Source organism: Actinacidiphila guanduensis (assembly GCF_900103985.1).
GTDB lineage: Bacteria > Actinomycetota > Actinomycetes > Streptomycetales > Streptomycetaceae > Actinacidiphila > Actinacidiphila guanduensis.
In genome coordinates this window covers 1-26,070 of the sequence record NZ_FNIE01000022.1, presented here as the reverse complement: position 1 = coordinate 26,070, position 26,070 = coordinate 1, and the positions used below count along the sequence as shown (strand labels likewise).

At 74.3% G+C, this 26,070-nt stretch carries 21 protein-coding genes, 2 tRNA genes and 2 pseudogenes; 13 read left to right on the top strand and 12 right to left on the bottom strand.

Annotated elements, in window-relative coordinates; all coding sequences use genetic code 11:
* Nucleotides 1-200: 200 nt before the first annotated feature.
* Complete coding sequence (locus BLR33_RS31810; RefSeq protein ID WP_093788133.1) at nt 201-1,838, bottom strand: ABC-F family ATP-binding cassette domain-containing protein; 1,638 nt, start codon at nt 1,836-1,838, stop codon at nt 201-203.
* Nucleotides 1,839-2,017: 179 nt separating this feature from the next.
* Entirely contained in the window at nt 2,018-3,754 is a 1,737-nt protein-coding gene (locus BLR33_RS31805) for an aminotransferase class V-fold PLP-dependent enzyme (RefSeq protein ID WP_093788132.1), read from the bottom strand.
* Nucleotides 3,755-4,098: 344 nt separating this feature from the next.
* Between BLR33_RS31805 and BLR33_RS31800 the strand changes: the two genes are divergently transcribed.
* The 6 genes from BLR33_RS31800 to BLR33_RS31775 all read left to right on the top strand — a co-directional run bounded on the left by BLR33_RS31800 (nt 4,099) and on the right by BLR33_RS31775 (nt 11,213).
* Nucleotides 4,099-4,899, top strand: a complete 801-nt coding sequence (locus BLR33_RS31800; RefSeq protein WP_093788131.1) for a TIGR03084 family metal-binding protein — start codon at nt 4,099-4,101, stop codon at nt 4,897-4,899.
* Nucleotides 4,900-4,946: 47 nt separating this feature from the next.
* Nucleotides 4,947-6,485, top strand: coding sequence for an acyl-CoA carboxylase subunit beta (locus BLR33_RS31795; protein WP_093788163.1), 1,539 nt, complete (start codon nt 4,947-4,949; stop codon nt 6,483-6,485).
* Nucleotides 6,486-6,572: 87 nt separating this feature from the next.
* On the top strand, nt 6,573-8,609 hold the full coding sequence (locus tag BLR33_RS31790) for an acetyl/propionyl/methylcrotonyl-CoA carboxylase subunit alpha (RefSeq protein WP_093788130.1): 2,037 nt from the start codon (nt 6,573-6,575) through the stop codon (nt 8,607-8,609).
* On the top strand, nt 8,606-9,799 hold the full coding sequence (locus BLR33_RS31785; protein WP_093788129.1) for an acyl-CoA dehydrogenase family protein: 1,194 nt from the start codon (nt 8,606-8,608) through the stop codon (nt 9,797-9,799). The genes BLR33_RS31790 and BLR33_RS31785 overlap by 4 nt, the downstream gene beginning before the upstream one ends.
* Before the next feature lie 56 nt (nt 9,800-9,855).
* Nucleotides 9,856-10,599 (top strand): enoyl-CoA hydratase family protein, encoded by a 744-nt coding sequence (locus tag BLR33_RS31780; RefSeq protein ID WP_093788128.1) that lies wholly within the window; start codon nt 9,856-9,858, stop codon nt 10,597-10,599.
* On the top strand, nt 10,587-11,213 hold the full coding sequence (locus BLR33_RS31775) for a TetR/AcrR family transcriptional regulator (RefSeq protein ID WP_093788127.1): 627 nt from the start codon (nt 10,587-10,589) through the stop codon (nt 11,211-11,213). Before BLR33_RS31780 ends, BLR33_RS31775 begins: the two co-directional genes overlap by 13 nt.
* Nucleotides 11,214-11,334: 121 nt before the next feature.
* Here BLR33_RS31775 and BLR33_RS36530 read toward each other — a convergent pair.
* Nucleotides 11,335-11,585 (bottom strand): annotated as a pseudogene (locus tag BLR33_RS36530) (SDR family oxidoreductase); the annotation flags it as partial.
* A gap of 154 nt (nt 11,586-11,739) precedes the next feature.
* Here BLR33_RS36530 and BLR33_RS31765 point away from each other — a divergent pair.
* Nucleotides 11,740-12,033 (top strand): DUF6343 family protein, encoded by a 294-nt coding sequence (locus tag BLR33_RS31765; RefSeq protein WP_093788126.1) that lies wholly within the window; start codon nt 11,740-11,742, stop codon nt 12,031-12,033.
* Nucleotides 12,034-12,136: 103 nt separating this feature from the next.
* Here BLR33_RS31765 and BLR33_RS31760 read toward each other — a convergent pair.
* Nucleotides 12,137-12,210: transfer RNA gene (locus tag BLR33_RS31760), tRNA-Met, on the bottom strand.
* Between the two features lie 141 nt (nt 12,211-12,351).
* On the opposite strand from BLR33_RS31760, the gene BLR33_RS31755 reads away from it, so the two are divergent.
* Together BLR33_RS31755 and BLR33_RS31750 are read left to right on the top strand one after the other, a co-directional pair.
* Entirely contained in the window at nt 12,352-13,296 is a 945-nt protein-coding gene (locus BLR33_RS31755; protein WP_093788125.1) for a pseudouridine-5'-phosphate glycosidase, read from the top strand.
* Nucleotides 13,293-14,204, top strand: a complete 912-nt coding sequence (locus BLR33_RS31750; protein ID WP_093788124.1) for a carbohydrate kinase family protein — start codon at nt 13,293-13,295, stop codon at nt 14,202-14,204. Before BLR33_RS31755 ends, BLR33_RS31750 begins: the two co-directional genes overlap by 4 nt.
* 355 nt (nt 14,205-14,559) lie before the next feature.
* On the opposite strand, the gene BLR33_RS31745 is transcribed toward BLR33_RS31750, so the two are convergent.
* The 6 genes from BLR33_RS31745 to BLR33_RS31720 all read right to left on the bottom strand — a co-directional run bounded on the left by BLR33_RS31745 (nt 14,560) and on the right by BLR33_RS31720 (nt 21,248).
* Complete coding sequence (locus BLR33_RS31745; protein WP_245771801.1) at nt 14,560-15,120, bottom strand: GNAT family N-acetyltransferase; 561 nt, start codon at nt 15,118-15,120, stop codon at nt 14,560-14,562.
* A complete protein-coding gene (locus BLR33_RS31740; RefSeq protein WP_093788123.1) occupies nt 15,117-15,926 on the bottom strand; it encodes a hypothetical protein in 810 nt (269 codons plus the stop codon). Before BLR33_RS31740 ends, BLR33_RS31745 begins: the two co-directional genes overlap by 4 nt.
* A 157-nt stretch (nt 15,927-16,083) precedes the next feature.
* The gene (locus BLR33_RS31735) at nt 16,084-18,030 is read right to left on the bottom strand and encodes a discoidin domain-containing protein (RefSeq protein WP_093788122.1); all 1,947 of its coding nucleotides are present in this window, start codon (nt 18,028-18,030) and stop codon (nt 16,084-16,086) included.
* A 204-nt stretch (nt 18,031-18,234) separates the two neighbouring features.
* Nucleotides 18,235-19,083, bottom strand: coding sequence for a DUF4253 domain-containing protein (locus BLR33_RS34545; RefSeq protein ID WP_176930698.1), 849 nt, complete (start codon nt 19,081-19,083; stop codon nt 18,235-18,237).
* A gap of 204 nt (nt 19,084-19,287) precedes the next feature.
* On the bottom strand, nt 19,288-20,073 hold the full coding sequence (locus tag BLR33_RS31725; RefSeq protein WP_093788121.1) for a DeoR/GlpR family DNA-binding transcription regulator: 786 nt from the start codon (nt 20,071-20,073) through the stop codon (nt 19,288-19,290).
* A gap of 215 nt (nt 20,074-20,288) precedes the next feature.
* Complete coding sequence (locus BLR33_RS31720) at nt 20,289-21,248, bottom strand: SDR family NAD(P)-dependent oxidoreductase (protein ID WP_093788120.1); 960 nt, start codon at nt 21,246-21,248, stop codon at nt 20,289-20,291.
* Between the two features lie 390 nt (nt 21,249-21,638).
* Here BLR33_RS31720 and BLR33_RS31715 point away from each other — a divergent pair, with 390 nt between their 5' ends.
* The 3 genes and pseudogenes from BLR33_RS31715 to BLR33_RS37040 all read left to right on the top strand — a co-directional run.
* A complete protein-coding gene (locus tag BLR33_RS31715; RefSeq protein WP_245771800.1) occupies nt 21,639-22,151 on the top strand; it encodes a TetR/AcrR family transcriptional regulator in 513 nt (170 codons plus the stop codon).
* A gap of 41 nt (nt 22,152-22,192) precedes the next feature.
* Entirely contained in the window at nt 22,193-23,446 is a 1,254-nt protein-coding gene (locus BLR33_RS31710) for a helix-turn-helix domain-containing protein (protein WP_093788119.1), read from the top strand.
* Between the two features lie 297 nt (nt 23,447-23,743).
* A pseudogene (locus BLR33_RS37040) lies at nt 23,744-24,322 on the top strand (methyltransferase domain-containing protein); the annotation flags it as partial.
* Between the two features lie 562 nt (nt 24,323-24,884).
* On the opposite strand, the gene BLR33_RS31700 reads toward BLR33_RS37040, so the two are convergent.
* Both BLR33_RS31700 and BLR33_RS31695 read right to left on the bottom strand, forming a co-directional pair.
* Nucleotides 24,885-24,972: transfer RNA gene (locus tag BLR33_RS31700), tRNA-Leu, on the bottom strand.
* A gap of 121 nt (nt 24,973-25,093) precedes the next feature.
* Nucleotides 25,094-25,447, bottom strand: a complete 354-nt coding sequence (locus BLR33_RS31695) for a chorismate mutase (RefSeq protein WP_093788118.1) — start codon at nt 25,445-25,447, stop codon at nt 25,094-25,096.
* Nucleotides 25,448-25,596: 149 nt separating this feature from the next.
* On the opposite strand from BLR33_RS31695, the gene BLR33_RS31690 reads away from it, so the two are divergent.
* Nucleotides 25,597-26,070 (top strand): formate dehydrogenase accessory sulfurtransferase FdhD (locus BLR33_RS31690; protein WP_176930696.1); only part of this gene is annotated, 474 nt, incomplete at its 3' end.

The window sequence follows — 26,070 nt, the reverse complement described above, 5'->3', positions numbered from 1 at the left end:
GGACCCGCGCCTGATCAGGGCGTGAGCTGCACCTGAGCGGACCCATCGCTCGTGGACCCGGGCCGGCCCCCATTGCCGACCCGGGTCCGGTGCGCTCCGGGCACGGATGGGACGCGGCACCCCGGCGGGCGGTTCCCCTCCGGGCAGGTTCGTCGCGAGAGATCTCCCGCCGCCCGTATCAACGGGGTTCCCCGGGCTCCTCAGCGCTCGGTGACGCGGCCGTCCTCGACCTCGATCCGGCGCGTGGTGTGGACCGCGTCCAGCATCCGGCGGTCGTGGGTGACCAGCAGCAGCGTGCCCGGGTAGGAGGCGAGCGCCGACTCCAGTTGCTCGATGGCGGGCAGGTCCAGGTGGTTGGTCGGCTCGTCGAGCACCAGCAGGTTCACCCCGCGGGCCTGCAGCAGGGCGAGCGCGGCGCGGGTGCGCTCGCCGGGCGAGAGGGTCGCGGCCGGGCGCAGCACATGGCCGGCCTTGAGCCCGAACTTCGCCAGCAGCGTGCGGATGTCGGCCGGCTCCAGGTCGGGGGCGGGGGCGCGGAAGGCGTCCAGCAGCGGCTCGGGCCCGCGGAAGAGCCCGCGCGCCTGGTCCACCTCGCCGACGAGCACGCCGGGGCCGAGCGCGGCGCTGCCCTCGTCCACCGCGGTCCGGCCGAGCATCGCGGCCAGCAGGGTGGACTTGCCCGAGCCGTTCGCGCCGGTGATCGCGATCCGGTCGGCCCAGTCCACCTGGAGGTCCACCGGCCCGAGCACGAAGTCGCCGCGGCGGACCACGGCGCCGCGCATCGTCGCCACCACGGCGCCCGAGCGGGGGGCGGCGGCGATCTCCATCCGCAGCTCCCACTCCTTGCGGGGCTCCTCCACGACCTCCAGCCGCTCGATCATCCGGTCGGTCTGGCGGGCCTTGGCGGCCTGCTTCTCGCTGCTCTCGGCGCGGGCCCGGCGGGCGTTCTTGTCGTTGTCGGGCGCCTTGCGGACCGCGTTGCGCAGGCCCTTGTCCATCCAGCCGCGCTGCATGCGCGCGCGGGCCTCCAGGGCGGCTCTGGTGCCGGCGTACTCCTCGTACTCCTCGCGGGCGTGCCGGCGGGCGGTGGCGCGCTCCTCCAGGTAGGCGCCGTAGCCGCCGCCGTAGCTCGCCACCCGGTGCTGGGCGAGGTCGAGTTCGAGCACGCGGTTGACGGTGCGGGTCAGGAACTCGCGGTCGTGGCTGACCAGGACGGTGCCGGCGCGCAGGCCCGTGACGAACTTCTCCAGCCGCTCCAGGCCGTCCAGGTCCAGGTCGTTGGTGGGCTCGTCGAGCAGGAAGACGTCGTAGCGGCTGAGCAGCAGGGAGGCCAGGCCCGCGCGGGCGGCCTGGCCGCCGGACAGGGCCCGCATCTCGCGGTCGAGGCCGACGCCCAGGCCCAGGGCCGCGGCGGCCTCCTCGGCCCGCTCGTCCAGGTCGGCGCCGCCGAGGGCGAGCCAGCGCTCCAGGCCCTCGGCGTAGGCGTCGTCGGCGCCGGGGGCGCCGTCCACCAGGGCCTGGGTGGCGTCGTCCAGCGCGGCCTGCGCGGCGGCGACTCCGGTGCGGCGGGCGAGGAAGGCGCGTACGGTCTCGCCCTCGCGGCGGTCGGGCTCCTGGGGCAGGTAGCCGACGTTGGCCGTGACAGGGCTGACCCGCACCGTGCCCTCCTCGGGCGGCAGCAGTCCGGCCAGCACCCGCAGCAGGGTCGACTTCCCGGCTCCGTTGGCCCCGACGAGGCCGATGACGTCGCCCTCGGCGACGGTCAGGTCGAGCCCCGTGAACAGGGCTCGCTCGCCGTGTCCGGCCCCCAGGTCCTTGCCCACCAGCGTCGCACTCATCAGGAGGCGATTCTATCGGGCGTCGCGGGGCCGCCCGTGCCGCCGCCGGGGCGGTCGAGCCGGTGCCGGGTCGGTGCCGGACCGGTCGAGCCGGTACCGGGCCCTTGTGCCGGGCCGGTTCCCGCACCGGCCCGGCCCTGTGCGGCCCTGTGCGGCCCTGTGCCCGCCCCGGGACGCCCCTAGCCGGCGGGCGCCAGGCAGACCGGGGGCAGCGGGAACCAGCGCAGCGTCTCGAAGCTGTCGGGCATGCCGGTCGGCCCGTCGGGGACGTGGTCGGCGCGGGCGGCCAGCAGGCTGCGGGCGTCGGCGAGATGGGCGGCCAGCGCCTCCTCGCCCATCCGCGGCGGCGCGGCCGGCCGGGTCAGCCGGCCGTCGGCGTCGTAGCCGAGGTCGCCCAGCCGCAGCGGCGGTTCGTCGGGGGTCCGGATGTGGCGCCACAGGCCGGTGCGCGGGTCGAAGCGGTAGTCCGGCAGCAGCCGGTGGCCGTGGGCGGCGACGAGTTCGACGGCCTCGACCACGTAGTCGCGCACGGCCGGGGACATCAGGTAGTGGAAGTTGACCCGGCACCAGCCGGGTTTGATGCCCTCGTAGCCGCAGCCGACGATCTCGTCGCGGAAGGCGTCGGACTCCGCGGGACCCACCGCGAGCAGCCGGTGGCCGTACGGCCCGGCGCAGGAGCAGCCGCCGCGGGCCTGGATGCCGAACAGGTCGCTGAGCACGGCGACGACGAAGTTGTGGTGGAGGAAGCGGCCGCCGCTGCGGATACGGAAGGAGACGATGGGCAGCCGCGGGGCGCGCGGGTTGCCCAGGACGTCGATCGCCTCGTGCCGCGACCAGCGCTCCAGGACCCGCTGCCACAGGTCCTCCTCCAGGCCGCGGATGACGTCCGCGCCGACCGCCTGCTTGAGCTGGAAGACCAGCCCGGCCCGGATGGACTCCACGATGGCCGGGGTGCCGCCCTCCTCGCGCGCCACCGGGTCGTCGAGGTAGCGGTGCTGCTCGGGGCCGACGAACGCGACGGTGCCGCCGCCGGGCATCGCGGGCACGGGGCTGCGCACCAGGTTCTTCTTGACCACCAGCACGCCAGGGGTCTGGGGGCCGCCGATGAACTTGTGCGGGGAGAGGAAGACGGCGTCCTTGTGGTCGCGCGCGCCGGGCGCGCTGGGGCCGACGCGGATGTCGACGTAGGGGCCGGCGGCGGCGTAGTCCCAGAACGACAGGGCGCCGTGGGCGTGCAGGATCTCGGCGATGCGGTCGGCGTCGGTGAGGATGCCGGTGACGTTGGAGGCCGCGGAGAAGCTGCCGATGACCAGCGGCCGGTCCCAGTGCCGGCGCAGTTGCCGCTGCAGGTCGTCCAGGTCGACGCGGCCGTCGGCGTCGGCGGCTATGGTCACGACGTCGGCGGCGGACTCGCGCCAGGGCAGCTCGTTGGAGTGGTGCTCGTAGGGGCCGATCAGGACGACCGGGCGCTGGTCGGCGCCGCGCCGGGCGCCGGGCCCGGTCTGCCGGTGGTGCGGGCGGGTCAGTCCCAGGATCGCCACCAGCTTGTTGACCGCGGCGGTGGCGCCGGAGCCGCAGAAGAGCACCAGGTCGTCCTCGGTGCCGCCGACGGCCTCGTGGATCAGCCGGCGGGCGTCCTCGCGCAGCCGGGTGGTCTGCAGGCCGGTGGCCGAGCTCTCGGTGTGGGTGTTGGCGTAGCGGGGCAGCACGGCGTCGCGGACGAAGTCCTCGATGAAGTCCAGGGCGCGGCCGGAGGCGGTGTAGTCGGCGTAGGTGATGCGGCGCGGGCCGTAGGGGCCCCTCCACACCTCGCCCTCGCCGATCACGCCGGAGCGCATCCTCTCCAGCAGTGCCGAGGTCGCTGCGGTGCGGGCCGGACCGGGGAGCGGCCGGTCGCCGACGGCATGAGGGGCCATTCTCGACACCTTCCTGTGCAGCCTCCCGGGGAGCGTCCCGGGAGGCTCGGAGCTGCGCCGGGAATCGGCGACTTCGCCCGTTGAGCCGTTTTCGATGGCGAGTCACCCGCTTCGGCGCCGTTGGTCTCTCATTCAACCGACGCCGGTGCACGCCGTCCAGAAGGGGTTTTTTCGCGCCGGCATCAAAGTCATTTATCGCGCCTGGTGTTGGCGAAAAGAGGTGAGAGGGAGTGCCGGAAACGGTGTCCGGAAGGGAAACATGCATGCGCGCTTGAATGCTTCGCCGCACCCTGCCACCCTCGCTCGTACGCGTACCGCGCCGCCGCGAGCCGCCCGGAGGGACGATGGCCGATCCGCAAGCCGTACGGGCCGTGCTGGCCGATCTGCGGGTCGAGGGCGAGGAGTTGGACGCGCTGGTCGCGGCGGCGCCGCCCGAGCGGTGGCGTGCGGCGACCCCCGCGGCGGGCTGGACCGTCGCCCACCAGATCGCGCACCTGGCCTGGACCGACGGCATGGCGGAGCAGGCCGTGGCGGACCCGTCGTCCTTCGCCACCGTGGCCGCCCTGGACCCGCGGGAGATGTCCCGGCACGTGGACGAGGCCGCCGCCCGGGGCGCGGACCAGGAGCCGGGCGCCCTGCTCGCGCGCTGGCGCGAGAGCCGCGCCCGGATGCTGACCGCGCTGGAGGCGAGCCCGCCGGGCGCGCGCCACCCCTGGTACGGCCCGCCGATGAGCACCGCCTCGATGGCGAGCGCCCGGCTGATGGAGACCTGGGCGCACGGCGAGGACATCGCGGCCGCGCTGGGTGCCGACCGCGTCCCCACCGCCCGGCTGCGCCATGTCGCCCGGCTCGCCCACGCCACCCGCGACTACGCCTTCGCCGTGCGCGGCCGGCCGGTTCCTCCCGAGCCCTTCCGCCTCGAACTGACCGCTCCGGACGGCTCGTTGTGGACCTACGGCCCGGCCGGGGCGCCGCAGCGCGTGACCGGTCCCGCGCTCGACTTCTGCCTGCTGTCCGTGCGCCGCCGGCACCGCGACGACCTCGCCCTGCAGGCGGTGGGCGAGGACGCCGACGCCTGGCTGTCGATCGCCCAGGTCTTCGCCGGGGCGCCCGGCCGGGACCCGGAAGCCGGGCGCGCACGGTGAGCGCGCGGGCCGCGCTGCCGGCGGACTTCGGGGAGCGGCGGGCGGCGATGCTGGAGCGGCTGGCCGAGGTGGCGCGGGCCCACGCGGAGGCGCTGGCCGGCGGCGGCGAGAAGTACACCGCCCGGCACCGGGCCCGCGGCAAGCTGACCGCGCGTGAGCGGATCGAGCTGCTGCTGGACCCCGACACCCCGTTCCTCGAACTCTCCCCGCTGGCCGGGTGGGGCAACGACGTGACGACGGGCGCCTCGATCGTCACCGGCATCGGCGTGGTCGAGGGCGTGGAGTGCGTGGTCACGGCGAACGACCCGACCGTGCGCGGCGGGGCGAGCAACCCCTGGACGCTGCGCAAGGCGCTGCGGGCGAACGAGGTGGCGCTGGCCAACCGGCTGCCGCTGGTGAGCCTGGTGGAGTCCGGCGGCGCCGACCTGCCCAGCCAGAAGGAGGTCTTCATCCCCGGCGGCGCCCTCTTCCGCGACCTGACTCGCCTGTCGGCGGCCGGAATCCCCACCGTCGCCGTGGTGTTCGGCAACTCGACCGCCGGCGGCGCCTATGTGCCGGGGATGTCGGACCACGTGGTGATGGTCAAGGAGCGCGCGAAGGTGTTCCTGGGCGGGCCGCCGCTGGTGAGGATGGCCACCGGCGAGGAGAGCGACGAGGAGTCGCTGGGCGGCGCCGACATGCACGCGCGCACCTCGGGCCTGGCCGACCACCTGGCGCTGGACGAGCCGGACGCGCTGCGCATCGCGCGCCGGATCGTCGCGCGGCTCAACTGGCGCAAGGCCGGGCCCGATCCGCGGCCCGACCCGGCGCCGCCGCTGCTGGACGAGGAGGACCTTCTCGGCATCGTCCCCGGCGACCTGCGCACCCCGTTCGACCCGCGCGAGGTGATCGCCCGCGTCGCCGACGGCTCGGCCTTCGACGAGTTCAAGCCGCTCTACGGGCCGAGTCTCGCGACCGGTTGGGCCGAGGTGCACGGCTACCCGGTGGGTGTGCTGGCCAACGCGCAGGGCGTGCTCTTCAGCCAGGAGTCGCAGAAGGCCGCGCAGTTCATCCAGTTGGCCAACCAGCGGGACGTGCCGCTGCTGTTCCTGCACAACACCACCGGCTACATGGTGGGCCGCGCCTACGAGCAGGGCGGCATCATCAAGCACGGCGCGATGATGATCAACGCGGTCGCCAACTCGAAGGTGCCGCACATCTCGGTCCTGATGGGGGCGAGTTACGGTGCCGGGCACTACGGCATGTGCGGGCGGGCCTACGAGCCGCGGTTCCTGTTCAGCTGGCCGAGCGCGAAGGCGGCGGTGATGGGTCCGGCCCAACTCGCGGGCGTGCTCTCGATCGTGGCCCGGCAGTCCGCCGCGGCCGGCGGCCGCCCGTACGACGAGGAGGACGACGCGGCGCTGCGGGCGGCCGTGGAGCGGCAGATCGAGGCGGAGTCGCTGCCGATGTTCCTGTCGGGCCGGCTCTACGACGACGGCGTGATCGACCCGCGCGACACCCGCACGGTGCTGGGGATCTGCCTTTCGGCGATCCACAGCGCCCCCGTCGAGGGCGCGCGCGGCGGCTTCGGCGTCTTCCGTATGTGACGTGCTCCGTAGGCGACGTGCCGGGTGAACGCCTCTTGCCGCAACGGCGGTTGCCAGGGGCCTCCCGGCCGGGAGGAGGGCTTGGGGATGGGCGAGGTCGAGGACGGGTCCGGCGGCAGGCGGCCGATCGGGCGGCTGCTGGTGGCCAACCGCGGTGAGATCGCCCGCCGGGTCCTGCGCACCTGCGGCCGGCTGGGCATCGCGACCGTGGCGGTCTTCTCCGACGCCGACGAGGGCGCGGCCCACGTGCGGGAGGCCGACGCGGCGGTGCGGCTGCCCGGGCACACGGCTGCCGAGACCTATCTGCGCGGCGCGGCGATCGTACGGGCTGCGCTCGCGGCGGGCGCCGACGCGGTGCACCCGGGCTACGGCTTCCTGTCCGAGAACGCGGGGTTCGCGCAGGAGGTGCTCGACGCCGGCCTCACCTGGGTGGGGCCGCCCCCGGGCGCGGTCGCGGCGATGGGCTCCAAGACGCGGGCCAAGGAGCTGATGGCGGCGGCCGGGGTGCCGCTGCTCGCCCCGCTCGACCCGGCCGCGGTCACCGCCGGCGACCTGCCGGTGCTGGTGAAGGCGGCGGCCGGCGGGGGCGGCCGCGGCATGCGGGTGGTCCGGGAACTCGCGGCCCTGAAGGGCGAGTTGACCGCCGCCCGGGCCGTGGCGGCAGCGGCCTTCGGGGACGGCGAGGTGTTCGTCGAACCGTACGCGCAAGGCGCCCGGCACGTGGAGGTGCAGGTCCTCGCCGACGCCCACGGCACGGTGTGGGTGCTGGGCGAGCGGGACTGCTCGGTGCAGCGGCGGCACCAGAAGGTGGTCGAGGAGTGCCCGGCGCCGGGCCTGCCGGACGGGGTGCGCGCGGCCCTGCACGAGGCGGCGGGCCGAGCCGCCCGCGCGATCGGCTACGAGGGCGCGGGCACGGTGGAGTTCCTGGTCGGCGCCGACGGCCGGCCGGCCTTCCTGGAGATGAACACCCGCCTGCAGGTCGAGCACCCGGTCACCGAGTGCGTCTTCGACCTCGACCTGGTGGCCTGGCAGTTGCGGATCGCCGAGGGCGCGGCCCTTCCCCCCGTACCGCCGCGACCGCGCGGCCACGCCGTCGAGGCGCGCATCTACGCGGAGGACCCCGCGCGCGGCTGGCAGCCCCAGGCGGGGCCGGTGCACCGGCTCGACATCCCGGGCGCCGACGCGGAGTTCGAGGTGCCGCCGGGCCGGACCTCGGGGCTGCGGCTGGACGCGGGCTACGAGGCCGGGGACGCCGTGGGCGTCCACTACGACCCGATGCTCGCCAAGGTGATCGCCTGGGCGCCGAGCCGGGCCGAGGCCGTCCGCGCCCTGGCCCGCGCCCTGGAGCGGGCCCGCCTGCACGGCGTGCCGACCAACCGGCGGCTCCTGGTGGCCGTCCTGCGCCACCCCGACTTCGCCGCCGCCCGCCTCGACACCGGCTTCCTCGACCGCGCCCTCCCCGAACTCACCGCCCCCGACGCCTCGTTCGCGGCCGCCGAGCGGCTCTCGGCCCTGGCCGCCGCACTCGCCGACGCCGCCATGCGCACCACCGCGGCGGCGGGCGGCCCCGCGGCGGTCGCCCGGCGGCTGGGAGGCTGGCGCAACCTGCCCTCGCAGCCGCAGGTCAAGCGCTACCGGGCCGAGCCCTCCGGCACCGAGCACGAGGTCCGCTACCGCCTCACCCGCGAAGGACTGGCCGCCGACGGCTTCGAGGACGTCGCCCTGGTACGCGCCCGGCCCGGCCGGGTGGACCTCGACATCGCGGGCGTGCGGCGCCCGTTCGAGGTCGCGTTCCACGACGGCTCCGTCTTCGTGGACTCGCCCCTGGGCGCCGTCGCGTTCACCGCGCTGCCGCGCTTCGCCGACCCCGCCGAGCACGTCCCGCCCGGCTCGCTGCGCGCCCCCATGCCCGGCACCGTGGTGCGGCTCGGGGCCTTCCGGCCCGGCGACCGGGTCGAGCGCGGCCGGCCGCTGCTGTGGCTGGAGGCGATGAAGATGGAGCACGCGGTGGCCGCGCCGGCCACCGGGACGCTCACCGACCTGCCCGCCGAGGTCGGCCGCCAGGTCGAGCCCGGCACCGTACTCGCCGTCGTCACGGCGGAAAGGGAGGAATCGGGCGCATGACCACCGATCCGGGCACCACCTTCGACCGCGTACTGGCCGAGAGCCAGGAGCGGCGGGCGCTGCGGGCGGCCGTGGCCGCCCTGGGCCGCCGTTACGGCCGTTCGTACTTCACCGCGGCCGTCAAGGCCGGCCGGCAGACCGACGAGCTGTGGCAGGACGCCGGCCGGCTCGGCTACCTCGGCATCAACCTGCCCGAGGAGTACGGGGGCGGCGGCGCCGGCATCTTCGAACTGTCCATCGTGCTGGAGGAGCTGGGCGCGGCCGGCTGCCCGCTGCTGCTCATGGTGGTCTCCCCCGCGATCTGCGGCACGGTGATCGCCCGGTTCGGCACCGCGGAGCAGAAGCAGCGCTGGCTGCCCGGGCTCGCCGACGGCTCGCTGCGGATGGCCTTCGGCATCACCGAGCCCGAGGCCGGCTCCAACTCGCACCGCATCACCACCACCGCCCGCCGCGACACCGCGAGCGGCGGCTGGCTGCTGTCGGGCCGCAAGGTGTTCATCTCCGGGGTGGACACCGCCGACGCCACCTTGGTGGTCGGCCGCACCGAGGACGCCCGCACCGGCCGGCTCAAGCCGTGCCTGTTCGTCGTGGAGCGGGACACCCCCGGCTTCGAGTACCGGCGGATCGAGATGGAGGTGGCCGCGCCCGAGAAGCAGTTCCAGCTCTTCCTGGACGATGTGGCGCTGCCGCCCGACGCCTTGGTCGGCGACGAGGACGCCGGGCTGCTCCAGCTGTTCGCCGGCCTGAACCCCGAGCGGATCATGACCGCCGCGTTCTCCGTCGGCCTCGGCCGGTACGCCCTCGGCCAGGCCGTCGCCTACGCCCGCTCCCGGCAGGTCTGGCAGGCCCCGATCGGCTCCCACCAGGCCATCGCGCACCCGCTCGCGCAGTGCCACATCGAACTCGAACTCGCCCGGCTGATGATGCAGAAGGCCGCCCACCTCTACGACGCCGGCGACGACATGGGTGCCGGAGAAGCGGCGAACATGGCGAAGTACGCTGCTGCCGAGGCCGGAGCGAAGGCCGTCGACCAAGCCGTCCACACCCTGGGCGGCAACGGCCTGACGGCCGAGTACGGCCTCGCGACGCTGCTCACGGCGTCCCGGGTGGGCCGGATCGCCCCGGTCAGTCGCGAGATGATCCTCAACTTCGTCTCGCACCACTCGCTCGGGCTGCCAAAGTCGTACTGAGCCGGCTCCGCCTGGACCGGCCCGCCCGGTCCACGGCACAGAACAGGAGCCCGTACGTGACGACAGCAGCACCCCTGGTCCGCCGCAGGCTGGAGCGTGGCATCGCCGTCCTCACCCTGGACTCGCCGCACAACCGCAACGCGCTGTCGACCGGGCTGCTCAAGGAGCTGACCGACGCGCTCGACGAGGCCGCGGAGGACCGGGAGGTGCGGGCCCTGGTGCTCACTCACGAGGGCTCGACCTTCTGCTCGGGCGCGGACCTCACCGAGGGCCGGGTGCGCAAGGGCCCCCGGCAGCTGGTCGCGCTGCTGAAGCGGATCGCCGCCCTGCCCAAGCCGGTGGTGGCCCGGGTCGACGGGCACGTACGGGCCGGCGGGCTCGGGCTGCTGGCCGCCTGCGACATCGCGGTGGCCGGCGCGAAGGCCACCTTCGCCTTCACCGAGTCCCGCCTGGGCCTGGCGCCCGCGGTCGCCTCGGTGCCGGTGCTGGCCCGCGGCGACCGGCGGGCCGCCGCCCGCTACTTCCTGACCGGCGAGACGTTCACCGCGGCCGAGGCGGTGCGCATCGGCCTGGTCAGCGCGCCGCTGGAGGAGCTGGACGGCATCCTGGACGGGCTGCGCGCGGCCTCCCCGCAGGGGCTCGCCGCCGCCAAGGAGCTGACCGCGCAGCCGCTGATGGAGCGGCTGGCCAACGAGGGGCCGCTGCTGGCCCGCCGCAGCGCCCGCCTGTTCGGCTCCGCCGACGCCGCGGAGGGGATGCGGGCCTTCCTCGAACGGCGGGACCCGCCATGGGCGTTGTGACCGCCCGCACCCCCAAGCAGGACCGCAGCCGGGCCACCCGGCAGCGGATCCTGGCCGCGGCGGTGGAGTGCCTGGCCGAGCACGGCTGGTCGGGCAGCACCGTCGCAGTGGTGTGCACGCGTGCCGGGGTGACCCGCGGCGCCGCCCAGCACCACTTCCGCACCCGCGAGGACCTGTTCACCGCGGCCATCGCGCACATGGCCGACGAGTGGCTGGCCGCGGTGCGCGAGCAGGCCCGGGCGCTGCCCGAGGGACGGGACCGCACCTACGCGGTGGTGGACATGCTGGTCTCGGTGCACACCGGGCCGCTCTTCCGGGCCGCCCTGCACCTGTGGGTGGCGGCCGCCGACCGCCCCGCCCTGCGCCCCGGGGTGACGGCCCTGCAAGCGCGCATCGGCCGCGAGGCCCACCGGCTGGCGGTGGACTGCCTGGACGCCGACGAGTCCGTCCCCGGCGTCCGCGAGACCGTGCAGGCCACCTTGGACATGGCCCGCGGCCTGGGCCTGTCCAACCTCCTCACCGACGACTCCCCCCGCCGCGCCGGCATCGTCCAGCAGTGGTCCCGCACGCTGGACGCGGTGCTGCGCCGCCCGCCCCAACCGCCGGCCCCCTGACGGCCGCGCACCCCGGCACCCCTGACGGCCGGCGGCTGTACGGCCGGGGCCGGCCCATGAGCGGGTCGGCTCCCGGGGGCGCTCCGTTCCGGCGCCGGTACGCCCCTTGCGCGGCCCGTGACTACGCTGCCGCTCCCCCGTCCACCACCAGGTCGGCGCCGACGACCGCGGCGGCCGCCTCCGAGGCCAGAGGACGGCGGACGCGACCTCCTCGGTGGCCGCCACGGGGCCGAGGGGGCTGGCCGTGCGCATCCGGTCCGCGCGGTCCAGCTCGCTCTCGCCGGGCCGCAGCGACATCGCGGTGGCCGAGGCGCCGGGGCTGACGGCGTTGATGCGGACGCCGTCGCCGATGTGGTCGAGGGCGTCACCTCGCCGGAATTCGTACCAGAATAGGACGTATCAATGGTTTCCAGCGGGTCCGGCGGGCAGGCTCCATGGAGGCGTCCGGGGTGTACGCGGTGCCGGGCGCGCGTGGGGCGGGTCCGGACACGAGGCGTGGTTCGCGCCGAGGAAGGAGGCGGACGCAATGGTGCACAGGACGGGATACGAGCCCGTGCAGGCCCGCAGCCCGCTCCGGCTGCGGCTGGCACTCGCGCTGGTCGGGGTGGTGTCGGGGGCCGCGGCAGCCGTCGGCCTCGCGCTCGTCGGACAGCCGGGGTGGGCCGCGGTGTGCGCGGCGATCGCGCTGATCGCCGCGATCGACGCGGGCGTGGTCGTCCACCACATCCGCCAGGGGCCGCACTACCAGCCCGGGCGGGACGTTCCGCCGTACCGCCCGGTGGACGAGGAGCCGCGGCCGCGGCACAAGGTGCCGCACTGACAGCGACCGACGAGGCCGACGGCGGCTGACGACAGGGGCCGCTGAGGCAGGCGCTCCGCACAGCGAAAGGGCCCGGTACCGAGGTACCGGGCCCTTCGTTTCGTAGCGGGGACAGGATTTGAACCTGCGACCTCTGGGTTATGAGCCCAGCGAGCTACCGAGCTGCTCCACCCCGCGTCGGTGAACACCACCTTACGGGTTGCGCGCCCCAGCGCCAAATCCATTCCCCGCGCCACCCCGGCGCCCCCTCCTGCGCCCGCCGGCACCGAGGCGCGCGGGCGAGGTTTGGCGGCGCCGCCCGGGTGCCAGGGTCACTGCATGACCACTCGCCCCGCCGCCGCCCGACCGTCCGTCCCCGTGCTCTCCGAGGAGGTCGCCGACGCGCTCGACCGCGGGCTGCCGGTGGTCGCCCTGGAGTCCACGATCATCTCCCACGGCCTGCCCCGGCCCCGCAACCTCCAGGTGGCGCGCGAGCTGGAGGAGGTCGTACGGGCCGGCGGGGCGGTGCCCGCGACCGTCGCGGTGCTCGACGGGGTGGCGCGGGTCGGGCTCGGCAAGGAGCAGATCGAGCGGGTCGCGGCGGACCCCTCGCTGCGCAAGCTCGGCTTCCGCGACCTGGCACCCGCGCTGGCCGCCGGGGCGAGCGGCGCCACCACCGTGTCGGCCACCGCCTTCCTCGCGGCCCGGGCCGGCATCCGTGTCTTCGGCACCGGGGGACTCGGCGGGGTGCACCGCGGCTGGGTGGACGTCCAGGACGAGTCGGCCGACCTCGGGCTGCTGGCCAGGACCCGGATCACGGTGGTGTGCGCGGGCGTGAAGTCGATCCTCGACGTGCCGGCCACCCTCCAGCGGCTGGAGACCCTGGGCGTCGGCGTCCTGGGCTACGGCACCACCCGCTTCCCCGGCTTCTACCTCACCGACTCCGGCGAGCCGGTCGATTGGACGGTGGACTCCGCGGCCGAGGTGGCGGCCGTGATGCGCGCCCAGGACGCGCTGGGCGGCCTGGAGTCCGCCCTGATCGTCGCCAATCCTGTGGACCCGGCCGACCAGCTCGACCCGGAGCTGCACGACCGGGTGCTCGCCGAGGCGCTGGCCGCCGCCGACCGCGAGCACGTCACCGGCCAGGCGATCACGCCCTTCCTGCTCGCCTACCTCACCGAGCACACCCAGGGCGCGTCCCTGGAGGCGAATCTCGCGGCCGTCCGCGGCAATGTCGCCCTGGCCGCGCGGATCGCCGCCGCCTTCGCCCCACGGCAGGCGTGAGGGTCCCCGCGGGGCTGCTCGTGGTGGGCGACGTCGTCACCGACGTCGTGGCCCGGCACGAGGGGCCGCTGGCGCCGGACACGGACACGGCGGCGCGGATCGCGGTGCGGCCGGGCGGGGCGGGTGCGAACGTCGCCTGCTGGGCCGCACGCGAGGGCGCGCGGGTGCGGCTGCTCGGGCGGGTCGGCGCGGACTCGGCGCAGTGGCACCGTGACGCCTTGGCGGCGGCCGGGGTGGAGCCGGTGCTGCGGGTGGACGAGCAGGCGCCCACGGCCGTGGTGATCGCCCTGGTGGACGCCGCCGCCGAGCGCACCCTGGTGACCGACAGCGGCGCCGCCTTCCGCCTCGGGCCCGCCGACTGGTCGCCTTCGCTGCTGGACGGGGTGGGGCGCGTCCACCTGTCCGGCTACCTGTGCTTCTCCGGGCCCGGCCGCGAGCTGGCCGCCCTGGTGCTCGCCGCGGCCCGCGCCCGGGGGCTGCCGGTGAGCGTGGACCCGGCCTCGACGGGCTTCCTGGCCCGCCTCGGCGTGCCGCGCTTCCTTGCGGTGGCCGAGGGCGCCGAACTGCTGCCGAACGCGGCCGAGGCGCTGCTGCTGGCGGGCCTGCCGCCGCACGGCGACCCGGGCGCGGCGGCGGAGGCGCTGTCCGCGCGGGCGGGCGGCCGCCTGGTGGTGGTGACCCTGGGCCGGCAAGGCGCCCTGGCGGCGGAGGGCGGCACCATACGTGCCAGGGCCGGTGCCCTTGGTGCTCAGGCGGTGGACTCCACAGGCGCGGGTGACGCTTTCACGGGGGCTTTCCTGGCCGCCAGGCTGAGGGGCGCGCCCCTGGCCGACGCCCTGGCGGCGGGCTGTAGGGCAGGGGCGGTGGCGGTCACGCGAGTCGGGGCGCGGCCGGAGATCGGCAGTTAGGAAGCGCGGGTCAGGGCTGGGCACCAGGGAGGCGGAGCTGGGCCCCAAGGAGCCGGGCTGGGCTCCAAGGAGGCCAGGGCGGGGTCCAGGGGGCCGAACTCGGTGCCAGAGAGGCGGAGCTGGGCTCCAGAAAGCTGGGCTCGGCTTCCAGGGAGCCGGGGTTGGGCCCCCAGGAGCCAGGGTCTGCCCAGGGAGCCGGGGGCGTGCCCAGGGAGCCGGGGCCGGGCTCCTGGGCGCTCAGGCGGCGGGCAGGTAAGGGACGCAGTCCTGGGTGGGCGCCCCTTACCTCCTGTGAGTGCGCCCTTCTCTTCGCCGACAGCTCGCCCTGCCGCTCGTCAACGCTGGGCGCCCCTCGTCACCCCTTGTTCGTGGCCCCCTCGGACGGAGCCGCGTCGGGCGCCGTCCATTCCCAGCGGACCTCGCCCTCCTGCCGGCCGTCGGTGGGCGCCAGGCCCGCCGCGGCCGCGACGGCTCCGGAGGCGTGGTGGTCCGGGTGGATGTGGGCCACGACCTTGCGCACGCCCTTGGCGGCGAGCCAGCCCACCAGGGCACGGGCGGCCTCGGCGGCGTACCCGCGGCCCTGCCAGGGGGTGCCGACGATCCACGCCACCTCGGCCGTTCCCGCCGCCGGGTGGACGGTCGCCTGCACCGTGCCGGCCGGTTCCCCGTCCGCGCCCGCCTCGCGCAGCACCCAGTTGCACCACGCGGTGTCCGGCTCGGCCGGGCCGCGCGCCCAGCGCGCGTAGCGCGCCCGCAGCTCCTCCACCCCCGGGGGCTCGCCGCCGGTGAACGCGTACAGCGCCGGGTCCGCCAGCACCCGCACCATCGGGCCTGCGTGTGCCGGGCGCAGCGGTTCGAGAACGAGCCGGGCGGTCCTGACCACCTCGGCGGTCACCGCGGTGGACCCGCCGCTCACAGCGCGTCCATCAGGCGCTTCACCGTCGCCGTCATCGCCGGGTGGAAGCGGTCCACGGAGAGGTCGGGGGCGCCGACGAAGTGTCCGGAGCTGTCGACTGAGGGGTGGCCCGTGTGGGTCCACTGCTCGCTGGCCGAGACCTCCACGGTCAGCACGGCGCCGCCCCGCAGCACGGTGAGGGTCTGGCGCGAGGGGAGGCCGTCGAGCAGGTACGCCTTGTCGCCGAGGTGGGCGACGGGGACGACGTGGTCGGTCGAGTCCGCACTGACCATGATCGTGGAACTGTAGCCGGGTCCGCCCCCGAAGGTGTCGGGGACCGGGTCGGACGCTTTGGTAGTGGGGTGGTTGCGGTCGGCGAACTCCACCGCGGGGTCGGTCTTCTTGTGCAGTTCCACGGTGACGGTGACGTCGTACTGCACCAGCCACGGGTCGGTGTTCGCGCCGGTGGCCAGCACCCCGCAGGTGGCCTGGTCGAGCGCGGAGCCGCGGCGCAGATCGGCCGGGGTCCCGGTGCGGTCGCCAGTGGGGAAGGCATCGAGCAGCGGTTTGAGGGTGGTGGGCGTACAGGGAGAGGAGGCGAGGCGGTAGCCGTGCAGGTCGGGGCCGTCGCCGCGGTCGGCGGCCCGCACCCCGGCCGCCCACAGCACCGAGGTCAGCGCTGCTGTGGCGGCGATCCACTTCCACGGCCACCGGCGCCGTGCCCCGGGCGCGGTCTCGGGCGCCCCGGCGGCCACCACCTCGTACGGTGAACCGCCGCCCCCCTCCGCGTCGTTCGCCCCGTCACCCTGTTCCGGTTCGCTGATCACCGCGAGCCCCCCTGTCGTATCGGTCGCCCCTACGGTAGGGGGTCGCCGAGACAAGGCCGGACACGTCGAGCCGTGGCCCGTCAGGTCCCGTCAGATCCGGCCACGGCCGGTCAGGTCAGCTCGGGGCAGACCGGGCCGGTCGGACCAGCCGGGCCGGTCAGCGGTAGAGGCGCAGGTCCGCCACGCTCCACCAATTGCCCGCGCTTCCCGTCTGGGTGATGCGGACGTAGCGGGCGGTCACCGCCCGGTGGAGGTCGATCGTGGTGAGCTGGCCGGTGCCCGTGCCGCTCGCCGCGGTGTGCCAGTGGGTGCCGTCGCCGCTGAGGGCGAGCTGCCACCCGCGGGCGTAGTCGCCGAGGTTGTCGCCGCTGTCGAGGGCGAGGGTGCGGAAGGCGGTGGGCCGGCCGAGGTCCATCTGGACGTACTGGCCCGGGGTTTGGGCGGCGCCGGTGGTCCAGCGGGTGCTGCCGTCGTCGTCCGCGGCGAGGGCGGCGGCGCCCTGGCCGGCCGGGGAGGCGGTCACCGTGGCGGCGCCGAGGTCCACTTGGTGCTCGGTGCTGCGCAGTCGGCCGGAGGCGGGCCAGGTGAAGGTGGCCAGGGCGCCACCGGGCAGGGTGTAGTCGAAGCTGAGGCCGCCGACGGCGACGGTGAAGGAGCGCGGGTCGTCGTTCTCGTTGTGGACGACCAGCGCGGTGGAGCCGTCCGGGTTGCGGAAGGCCACGTCGGTGAGCCGGCCGTTCCAGCCGGTGGTGCCGTAGTTGGTGCTGCCGATCCGGACGGCGCCGGGGCGCACGAACTTCGACAGGTGGCCGATCGTGTAGAACTCGGCGTTGGTGCTCACCTTTCCGTCCGCGGCGACGGTGAGCATGGCCGTGCAGGTGGCGCAACCGCCGTTGTGCGGGCCGCCGTCGGCGTCCAGCGCGAGGTTCCAGTCGGCGACGGACTTCGCCCAGTTGCGGGTGGTGCCCACCGTGATGGTGCGGGCGTGCCAGGTCAGGGTGCCGCGGAAGATCTGGGCCGGGGTGTCGGTGGCGCCGTGCGAGCCGGAGCACTCGGTGAACCAGATGCCCTTGTCCGGGTGGGCGTCGTGCAGGGCGCTCTGCGCGGAGGGGTCGCCGGAGTAGCAGTGGTACGCGGTGCCGGCGATCCACCGGGCGGCGGCGCTGTCCAGCACGTCGTAGGGGTAGTCGGTCTGCGGGTCCTCGCCCAACTGCTGGGCGGTGGCGATGTCGTCGGGGTGCGTGGTCCAGTTGTGGTCGTAGGCGAGGATCTTGGTGCGCGGGCTGGCCCGGTGCAGCAGCGGGCCGAGCGCCTCGATGACCTTGTCCTCCTGCTGGACCGGCAGGTCGGTGCCGGGGTACGCGTTGGGCCTGCGGTTCTGCGGCTCGTTCTGCACGGTCAGGTAGTCCACGGGCACACCGGCGGCGGCGTACGCCTGCACGAACTTGACCAGGTAGCGGGCGTAGGCGTCGTAGACGGCCGGGTCGTCCTTCAGGTGGCCGCCGACCAGGGAGTCGCTGTCCTTCATCCAGGCCGGCGGGCTCCAGGGCGTGGCGAGCACGGTCAGCCGCGGGTCGAGCCGCTTCGCCTGGCGCAGCAGCGGCAGGATCTGCCGCTGGTCGTGGGCGATGCTGAAGTGGGCGAGGGAGAAGTCGCTCTGCCCGGCGGGCATGTCGTCGTAGGTGTAGTGGGCGGGCTCGGCGGTGAAGTCCGAGGAGCCGATGGGCTGGCGCAGGAAGCTGATCCCGATGCCCTGCTTCGGGTCGAACAACTCCCGCATGGCCGCGTCGCGTTGGGCGACCGGCAGCGAAGCGAGCACGCTCGCCGAGGAGTCGGTGAGCGCGCCGCCGAAGCCGTCGATGCTCTGGTAGGTGCGGTCGGGGTCGACCGTGATCGTCGTCAGGTCGGAGCCGCCGCTGCCGAAGGCCACCGGGGGCTGCTGCGCGAGGCGTTGCGTCCCGTCGGCGGTGGTCACCCACACCGACGCCTGCGGCGCCGCGGCCCCGTGGGCGGGTGCGGCCCCGGCGGCCCCGGCGGGAGCACTCAGCGTGGACAGGAACAGCACGGCGGCAGCGGCGCCCGCCGCTCCCAGGGTGCGTCTCATGGCGGCTCTCCTCGCGAACGGCGGACGTCCCGACCTGTAACAACCTGAAACATCCGGAACACCCATACGGCGCCCACAGCAAACCCGCGCCCCGCCCGAACTGTCAAGGGATCACGACAAACCCCCTCACCCGCCGGCCCCCACCCCGCACCGCCCACCCGGAATGAAACATCCTCCTGTAACAAACCGAGCCCGCCACGGCGCTCAGTCCCACCAGAAGCTCCAGGCGTCGGCGGTGAGCAGCCCCTGCGCGTAGTCCGCGAAACTCACCATCCCCTGCTCGACGTTGTCCGGGCACGCCAAGTAGTGCTCCAGGGCGAGGTGTTCGGCCTGCTGCGGGGTCGACGGCCGTGCGGCCACAGAGACCACGAGGGTGGCGTGGCCGAGCCCGACCACCCGGATTCCGAAACGGCTCTCCCAGGACCGCAGCACGGCGGACAACTCCCCCGGAGTCATGTGGTTGTTCGCGCCGGCCCACCCGATCGCCTCAGGGATGTCCGCGCTGCGCGCGGCCGGGACAAGGCCGAGGTGGGTGAGCCGGTGTTCCGTCGCCGCGCGAGCGGCTGCCGCCTCGGCGCACGTATCGGGATCGTTCACGGGCGCGCCGACCGGGGCCAGACCTGGCCAGGTCTCGAACGGCGGGGCGGTGTCGTAGTCCAGTGCCAGTTGCGAGTAGTCGAAACCGTCGTCAGGAAACGAGGGCGGCTCCGGCGGCTCGGCCGCCCAGCGGGCCCGCAGGGTGCGGTACTCGTCCCACTCGCCGCGAAGGTACATGTCGGCTTCCACGGGTGGACTCCCCGCCGAATCAGGCCCGTTGACCTCGGGCTCCTCGTACTGCAGCAGCAGCGGGCGCAGTCCGGTGGCCGTACGGTCCCGGTTCAGCCGCTGCCAGAGTGCTCCGGCGTCGGGGCAGGGCGCGTCCGAGGTCCACATCAGGGCGGGGCGCGCCTGGTCGGTGGGGGAATCGACGTCGTCGGGCCTGCCGCGGAGCCGGCCCGGCGGGAGGTACGGCGGCAGGTGGAGCAGGGTCGCGGAGGTCGCGTCGGCAGTCATGGCGCGGACGGTAGCCGGGGGCACCGACATTCCCGGGTCGGCATGGGCAGGCGGGGAGTTGGGCGGGCGGGCCGCCGCGGGACACGGCGGGCGCTTGGGGCAGGAGCGCGCCCTCCGAGCACGGTCGGGGTCGCGGGCGCCAGGACACGGCCGCCAAGTTCCGTACGCCGATCGAGGGTTGGGCTGGCGCGGGGCTTCGCGGTCTCAGACGCAGTGGACGTCCACGCCCTGGGCGGTGAACTGCTCGACCGCCTCGGGGGTGGCGTTCCGATCGGTGATCAGAACCGAGATCGCGGTGGTGTCGCAGACCTTCGCGAAGGCCCGCCGGCCCAGCTTCGTGGCGTCGGCGACCACGATCAGCCGCTCGGCCCGCTCGGCCATCACGCGGTTCGCGCTCGCCTCGCCCTCGTCGTGGGTGGCCGCGCCGAACCGCGGGTCCACCGCGTCCACCCCGAGGATCGCGCAGTCCAGCGAGACCGACTGGAGCACCATCGTGGCCAGCGGCCCCGTCAGCTCATAGGAGTTGGGCCGCGCCACGCCCCCGGTGACCACGGTCTTCACATACGGCCGCACGGCCAGCTCGTTGGCGATGTTGATCGCGTTGGTGACGACGGTGAGCGCGGGCGGGCTGCCGCCGGTCGCGAGGTCCGCGCGGACCGCCAGCTCGCGCGCCACCTCGGAGGCGGTGGTGCCGCCGTTGACGCCGACCACCGCGCCGGGCGGCACCAGCGCGGCCGCGGCCTTGGCGATCCGCAGCTTCTCGTCGGCCTGGCGCCCGGCCTTGTAGCGCAGCGGCAGGTCGTAGGCGACGCCGCCGAGCACCGCGCCGCCGCGGGTGCGGGTGAGCAGTTGCTGCCGGGCCAGCTCGTCCAGGTCCCGCCGTACGGTGGCCGCGGAGACCTCCAGCAGCTCGGCGGCCTCCCCCACGCTGATGCGGCCCCTCTCGCCGAGCGCCTCCAGCAGCCGCGTCCACCGCTCGTGGGTCCCCATCGACGCCCGTCCTCCGTATCACCCGGTCAGGGGCCGAGCGTAGCGCGTCGCACGGCGACGGCTTCCGGACGCCGAGACGGTGCGTACCCGCTGTGTCGTGGGCCCCTTCCTGCGTCCTCGCCCGTAGGGACGGCCGAAGCATGCCGGCGGGCGGGGGCGGCCACCTGCACGCTGCTCGCGAGCGTCGCTGCCGGGAAACGGCCGGAAGCCGACCGTCAGGCGGTTGGGAGGGGAGTGGCGAGGAGTTCCTCGGACAGCGACCAGAGCCGCTCGGCCCGCTCGGGGTCGATCGCGTACGGGGCCACACCGCGGCGGACGCCGGGGGTGACGAGCGGGGCCTGCTCGCAGTCCTCGAAGTAGCGCCCCGTGACGCCCTCGACCAGCGGGGAGCCGGCGAGCAGCGCCGAGGTCGCCGCGCCCTGCGGGATGTCCTTCACGGAGACGCCGGTGCGGCCCTCGGGGTCGAAGGACTGCGGCGGCAGGCTCGCGGGGTCCACGTACCGGATCAGGCCGGTGGCGGCGATGCGGCCGGGGTTGAGCGCGTTCGCCGTAATGCCGTCGGCGGCCCAGCGCCGGGCGAGGGCGACGGCGAAGAGCACGTTGGCGGTCTTGGACTGGCTGTAGGCGGCCCACGGGTCGTACGGGTGGCGGGTGAAGTGCGGGTCGTCGAAGAGGACGTCGCCGTTGATGTGGCCCACCGAGCTGACGTTGACCACGCGGGCGCCGCCGGCCGCGGCGAGGGCACCGTGCAGGCCCGTCGTCAGGCCGAAGTGGCCGAGGTGGTTGGTGGCGAACTGCAGCTCCCAGCCCTCGGGGGTGCGGCCGAGCGGGGTGGCCATGATCCCGGCGTTGTTCACCAGGATGTGCAGCGGCCCCTGCCAGGCGTCGGTCAGCGCGCGCACCGAGCGCCGGTCGGCGAGGTCCAGCGGGGCGACGTGCACGGCGGCACCGGTGGCGCCGGCGATCTCGCTCGCCGCCTGGGCGCCGGCCTCGGGGTTGCGCACCGCGAGCGTCACCTCGGCCCCGGCGGCGGCCAGGGCCCGCGCCGTCTCGCGGCCGATGCCGGAGGAGGCGCCGGTGACCAGGGCGCGGCGGCCGCTGAGGTCGACGCCGGCCAGCACCTCCGCCGCCGTGGAGGTCGCCCCGAACGGGGTGGTGATCCGTGCTTCGGACATGGTGCGCCTGCCTTTCGGAGGGCTTCGGGGTTTAATCGGAGTCGACTCCGGATAACCGTAAGCGGAGTCGGCTCCGGATGCAACCCGCGACCGGTGCGGCCGCGTGCGGCTCCTGAGCGTGTGCGGCCACCCCGAGCGCGCACAGCTCCGTACGGCCACCGCGACCGGGTACGGCTCCGAGCCCGTACGCCCAGCGCGACCGCAAACGGCTCCCGAGCCCATCCCGCAGCCGCGGCCGCAAACGGCTCCCGAGCCCGTACGCGGCCACCACACCCGGATACGGCTAGGGTCGCTCCGGGTCACCCGATCCGCGCGCCAAGGAGGTCCGCCCTGTCCGAGAGCAAGGAGCGCCGGCTGCGCGCCGACGCCCGGCAGAACCGCGACCGGCTGGTGTCGGTGGCCGCGGAGGTCTTCGCACGCGAGGGCACCGGGGCGACGCTGAAGACGGTCGCGGCCGAGGCGGGCGTCGGCATCGGCACGCTCTACCGCCACTTCCCCACCCGCGAGTCGCTGGTCGACGCGGTCTACCGGGTCGAGACGCAGCGGCTGTGCGACGCCGCCCCGCACCTGCTGGAGCAGATGCCGCCGGTGGAGGCGCTGCGCGAGTGGTGCCTGCGGTTCCTGGACTACATGGCCACCAAGCACGGCATGGCCGACGTGCTGCACACCGTCCTCAACACGAACGAGGGGCTGCGCCTGGACACCCGGGTCCGCCTCTACCGGGCGCTGCGCCTGCTGCTGGCCGCGGGCCAGTCGGACGGCCGCCTCCGCCCGGACCTCGACCCGGCGGACGTCTCCCTCGCCCTGGGCGGCCTGGCCCTGATCCTCGACGGCCGCGAGGACGCCCGCGAGGCGGGCAGCCGCCTCTTCGCCCTCCTCCTGCAGGGCCTCGCCCACCCGTGAAGCAACGGCCCCCGGCCCGGCCCGTGTGCCAGCATCGAACCATGCAGCAAGAGGACGAGACTGTCGGGCGGCGGGTGCGACGCCAGCGCCTCCGTCTGGGTATGGCGCAGGCCGACCTGGCGGCCGTCATGTGCCGCACCCAAGGCTGGGTGTCGAAGGTCGAGAACGGCCGGGTTGTGCTCGACCGCGCAAGCACGATCAACGAACTCGCGGCCGCCCTGCACTGCCATCCGAACGATCTGCTCGCACGTCCGTATCCGACCAAGGGCGAAGACAGCGCCTGGCGGACCTCCGCGGCCGCCATCCTCCGTGAGCTGCGCCGCTACGACCTGACTCCCGTCTTCGACGGTCCCGCGCGGCCTTCGGCGGTGCTCTGGGGCGAGTTGGAGAAACTCCACACCAAACGCGATCAGGCCGACTACACGGGGATCATGCAACAGCTCCCCGACCTCTTCCGGGAGAGCCGCGCATTGGCGGAGCAGTCCTCCGGACACGAACGCGAGGAAGCCTTCGCGATCTACACGATCTGCTGCAAGACGGCCCACAACGCGGCTCATTCGCTGGGCCATCCCGAACTGATCGCCATGGCTTGCGAGCGGGCCGGCTGGTCGGCAGCCGCTTCCGGCGACGCCATGATGCCCGCGGTCGCGAACAGCCTGCGCGCTTGGGACATGTGGGCCACGGCGGACTGGGCCGATGCGATCGCCCTGTTGGACAAGTCCCTGGCCGGCATCCAGCATGAGCACGGCCGAGGCGATCAGTTGGCGCTTCGCACCTGGGGCTCGCTCCAGCTTCGAGCGGCAGTCAGCGCAGCGCGGGCCGGAAACGGAGACGAGGCCAGGCACCGCATCTCGCTCGCCCGCGAGACCGGCGCGCGCATGGACGCCTACTCCGGTCCTCCGGTGCACGACCGGCACTCGCTCACGTTCTCGACCGGGAACGTCCTGGTCCACTCGGTATCCATCTCGGTGGAGATGGGTCATCACACCGAGGCTCTTCGGGAGGACGCCCGAATAGGTAAAGCCAAGGCTGAGACGCTGCTCTCCCTCCAGAAGTCGCGCCGCGGTCACCATCACATGGACCTTGCCAGGGCCTGGTTGTGGGACGGGAACCGCGAGCGGGCCGTGGACGAGTTGGAGAAGGCCGAGCGGTTCGCGCCGCAACTCGTACGCAACCACCCCCTCGCGCGGGCGACCCTGCGCCGCATCATCCACGCCGAGCGAGTAGCGACAAAGGAGCGCCTGCGCCGCATGTCCAACCGCTTCCACCTGGACGAAGACCCGGTATTCCGCTGATTCATGTTCAGCTGTAATCCCCTCCTTACGCTCGGTACTGGGCCGATGGCCCAGGAAATCCGTGCCGAGATGCCGCCGCCGAAGGAGAAGACACATGAAGACACTCTCAGCGATCCGCGCTCAAGGCGGGGACGACGACAACCTTCCCGGCACGCCGTGGACGCCGCCGGAGCCCAGCCCTGACGGGGGTAGCCCGGAAGGCGATGGGAAGCACCGGAAGTGAGCAGCGGTTCGAGCAGGCAGGACGAGCGACCCGGACGTACGGAGCTTGGCCGCTCGCTCCTTGACCGCGGGTTCATGGCCTCGGGCTGGGCACCTGCGTTCACAGCCGTGCCCCGGACCGCCTTCCTGCCCGATCTGATGTGGCCGCACGACGCCTCCGCCGGTCGGGCAGTCGCCGTGGACAAGAACGCGGACCCGGCGGCCTGGTACGGGTACGCCGACTCCGACGTTCCGATCGTCACGCAGTGGGACGACGGAAACCACACCGGCACAGAACCGGGCAAGAACTTCACCTCCTCCTCGTCCATGCCGAGCGTGGTCTTCTCGATGCTGGCCGACCTCGACGTACGGGCAGGTCACCGCGTCCTGGAGATCGGCACCGGCACAGGGTGGAACGCGGGCCTGCTGGCCCACCGAGTAGGCGAGGAGAACGTTGTCTCGGTGGAAGTGGACCCGGCAGTGTCGGAAGCGGCGCGCGCCGCTCTGCGCCGCCTCGGGTACGGCAGCCTGCGGGTGATCACGGGTGACGGTCTGCTCGGCCATCCGCCGAGGGCTCCTTACGACCGGGTGATCGCCACGTGCGGCCTGCGATCCGGTCTCTATCCCTGGGTGGAGCAGACCGCTCCGGGCGGGATCATCGTCGCCCCCTGGGGCACGTACTACACCTACACCGAGGCGACTGCCCGCCTGGTGGTGGCAGAGGACGGGCGCAGCGCGTCCGGGCACTTCACGCGGCCGGTCAATTTCATGCGCATGCGCTCCCAACGCCTCGTCCGCCCCGAGCACAGCCACTACGTCCCGGCACAGGGCACGGGGGACGCGGAAAAGTCGACGACGACGGTCTCGGAAGCGGAGTTCCTGACCGGCGACCTGGGCGTGGAAGCGTTCGCGGTCGGCCTCCAGGTGCCGGACTGCACCCATGTCCCCGACCGCAAGCAGGCGGGAAGACGACCTGTGTGGTTCTACGGCCTCACCGACATGTCGTGGGCCGTCGTCATCTTCCGCGACGGCCGCGACACCGCCACCGTCTACCAGTCGGGCCGGCGGCGGCTGTGGGATGAGGTGGAGGCCGCCTTCCGCTGGTGGCAGGACCAGGGGCGCCCTGGCTTCCACCGGTTCGGGCTGACCGTCACCGCGGACCGCCAGATCCCGTGGCTGGACGCGCCCGCAAACGTGCTGGAAACGCAGAAAACCCCTGGTGAACAGGGGTTTTCGGTGGTGTCCGAGGGGGGACTTGAACCCCCACGCCCGATAAAGGGCACTAGCACCTCAAGCTAGCGCGTCTGCCATTCCGCCACCCGGACCGGTGGTGCCCGCCGCGGGGTGCGCCCCGCGGTGACGGCACCACGATACCAAGGATTGGCGGTGCTCCTCACCTGCGATTCCGGCGGGGCCCCGGGGCCCCGCCGGCGGGTCCGGACGTGGTTACGCGGCGCCCTCCGGGCGGGGGCGCGCGGCGATCGCCCGGTGGTGGCGGACGACCTCCTCGATGATGAAGTTCAGGAACTTCTCCGCGAAGGCCGGGTCGAGCCGGGCGTCCGCGGCCAGCCGGCGCAGCCGGGCGATCTGGGCGGCCTCGCGGGCCGGGTCGGCCGGCGGCAGGTCGTGCGCGGCCTTGAGCTCGCCGACCTCCTGGGTGCACTTGAAGCGCTCGGCGAGCAGGTGGACGAGGGCCGCGTCGAGGTTGTCGATGCTGCCGCGCAGCGCCCTGAGCTTGGTGAGCGCCTCCTCGTCCCCGTCCAGGGTGTGCTCGGCGCCCGGCATCGGCTGGTCTGTCATCTCGGTCTGCCATCCTGGGTTCGCGGAGTGATCGGCTGCGGTGCCACACCCTATGACACCCCGCGCGCCCGGGTAGTGGCACTGTGGAGGGACGTAAACGGCGCCCGGCTGGGGCGGCGGACGGCGGCAACAACCGGGACTGGTGGGACATGGGACGGGTCACCGAGCGGCGGCGGGTACTGCGGATCAGGGAGGGCGCGGCCTCGCACCGCGCGGACACGCTCGTGGCCGAGGAGCCGCTGGAGATCCGGCTCGCCGGCCGCCCCCTGGCGATCACGATGCGCACGCCGGGGGACGACTTCGCACTCGCCACAGGCTTCCTGGTCAGCGAGGGCGTGGTCGCCGCAGCCGACGAGGTCGCCTCCGTCGTCTACTGCGCCGGCGCCCAAGCCGACGGCTCCAACACCTACAACATCGTCGACGTCCGCCTCGCCCCCGGCGTCCCCGTCCCCGACATCACCCTCGAACGCAACGTCTACACCACCTCCTCCTGCGGACTGTGCGGCAAAGCCAGCCTCGACGCCGTCCGCACCGCCACCCGCATGCCCACCCCCGACCCCCACAACCCCCGCATCACACCCGAACTCCTCAGCACACTCCCCGACCGCCTCCGCGCCGCACAA

What these genes read in the sequence shown, in the direction of transcription:
- BLR33_RS31810 (WP_093788133.1), bottom strand. Translation starts at nt 1,838, where the DNA reads ATGAGTGCGACGCTGGTGGGCAAGGACCTGGGGGCCGGACACGGCGAG.
- BLR33_RS31805 (WP_093788132.1), bottom strand. Translation starts at nt 3,754, where the DNA reads ATGGCCCCTCATGCCGTCGGCGACCGGCCGCTCCCCGGTCCGGCCCGC.
- BLR33_RS31800 (WP_093788131.1), top strand. Translation starts at nt 4,099, where the DNA reads ATGGCCGATCCGCAAGCCGTACGGGCCGTGCTGGCCGATCTGCGGGTC.
- BLR33_RS31795 (WP_093788163.1), top strand. Translation starts at nt 4,947, where the DNA reads ATGCTGGAGCGGCTGGCCGAGGTGGCGCGGGCCCACGCGGAGGCGCTG.
- BLR33_RS31790 (WP_093788130.1), top strand. Translation starts at nt 6,573, where the DNA reads ATGGGCGAGGTCGAGGACGGGTCCGGCGGCAGGCGGCCGATCGGGCGG.
- BLR33_RS31785 (WP_093788129.1), top strand. Translation starts at nt 8,606, where the DNA reads ATGACCACCGATCCGGGCACCACCTTCGACCGCGTACTGGCCGAGAGC.
- BLR33_RS31775 (WP_093788127.1), top strand. Translation starts at nt 10,587, where the DNA reads ATGGGCGTTGTGACCGCCCGCACCCCCAAGCAGGACCGCAGCCGGGCC.
- BLR33_RS31765 (WP_093788126.1), top strand. Translation starts at nt 11,740, where the DNA reads ATGGTGCACAGGACGGGATACGAGCCCGTGCAGGCCCGCAGCCCGCTC.
- BLR33_RS31755 (WP_093788125.1), top strand. Translation starts at nt 12,352, where the DNA reads ATGACCACTCGCCCCGCCGCCGCCCGACCGTCCGTCCCCGTGCTCTCC.
- BLR33_RS31735 (WP_093788122.1), bottom strand. Translation starts at nt 18,030, where the DNA reads ATGAGACGCACCCTGGGAGCGGCGGGCGCCGCTGCCGCCGTGCTGTTC.
- BLR33_RS34545 (WP_176930698.1), bottom strand. Translation starts at nt 19,083, where the DNA reads ATGACTGCCGACGCGACCTCCGCGACCCTGCTCCACCTGCCGCCGTAC.
- BLR33_RS31725 (WP_093788121.1), bottom strand. Translation starts at nt 20,073, where the DNA reads ATGGGGACCCACGAGCGGTGGACGCGGCTGCTGGAGGCGCTCGGCGAG.
- BLR33_RS31720 (WP_093788120.1), bottom strand. Translation starts at nt 21,248, where the DNA reads ATGTCCGAAGCACGGATCACCACCCCGTTCGGGGCGACCTCCACGGCG.
- BLR33_RS31710 (WP_093788119.1), top strand. Translation starts at nt 22,193, where the DNA reads ATGCAGCAAGAGGACGAGACTGTCGGGCGGCGGGTGCGACGCCAGCGC.
- BLR33_RS31695 (WP_093788118.1), bottom strand. Translation starts at nt 25,447, where the DNA reads ATGACAGACCAGCCGATGCCGGGCGCCGAGCACACCCTGGACGGGGAC.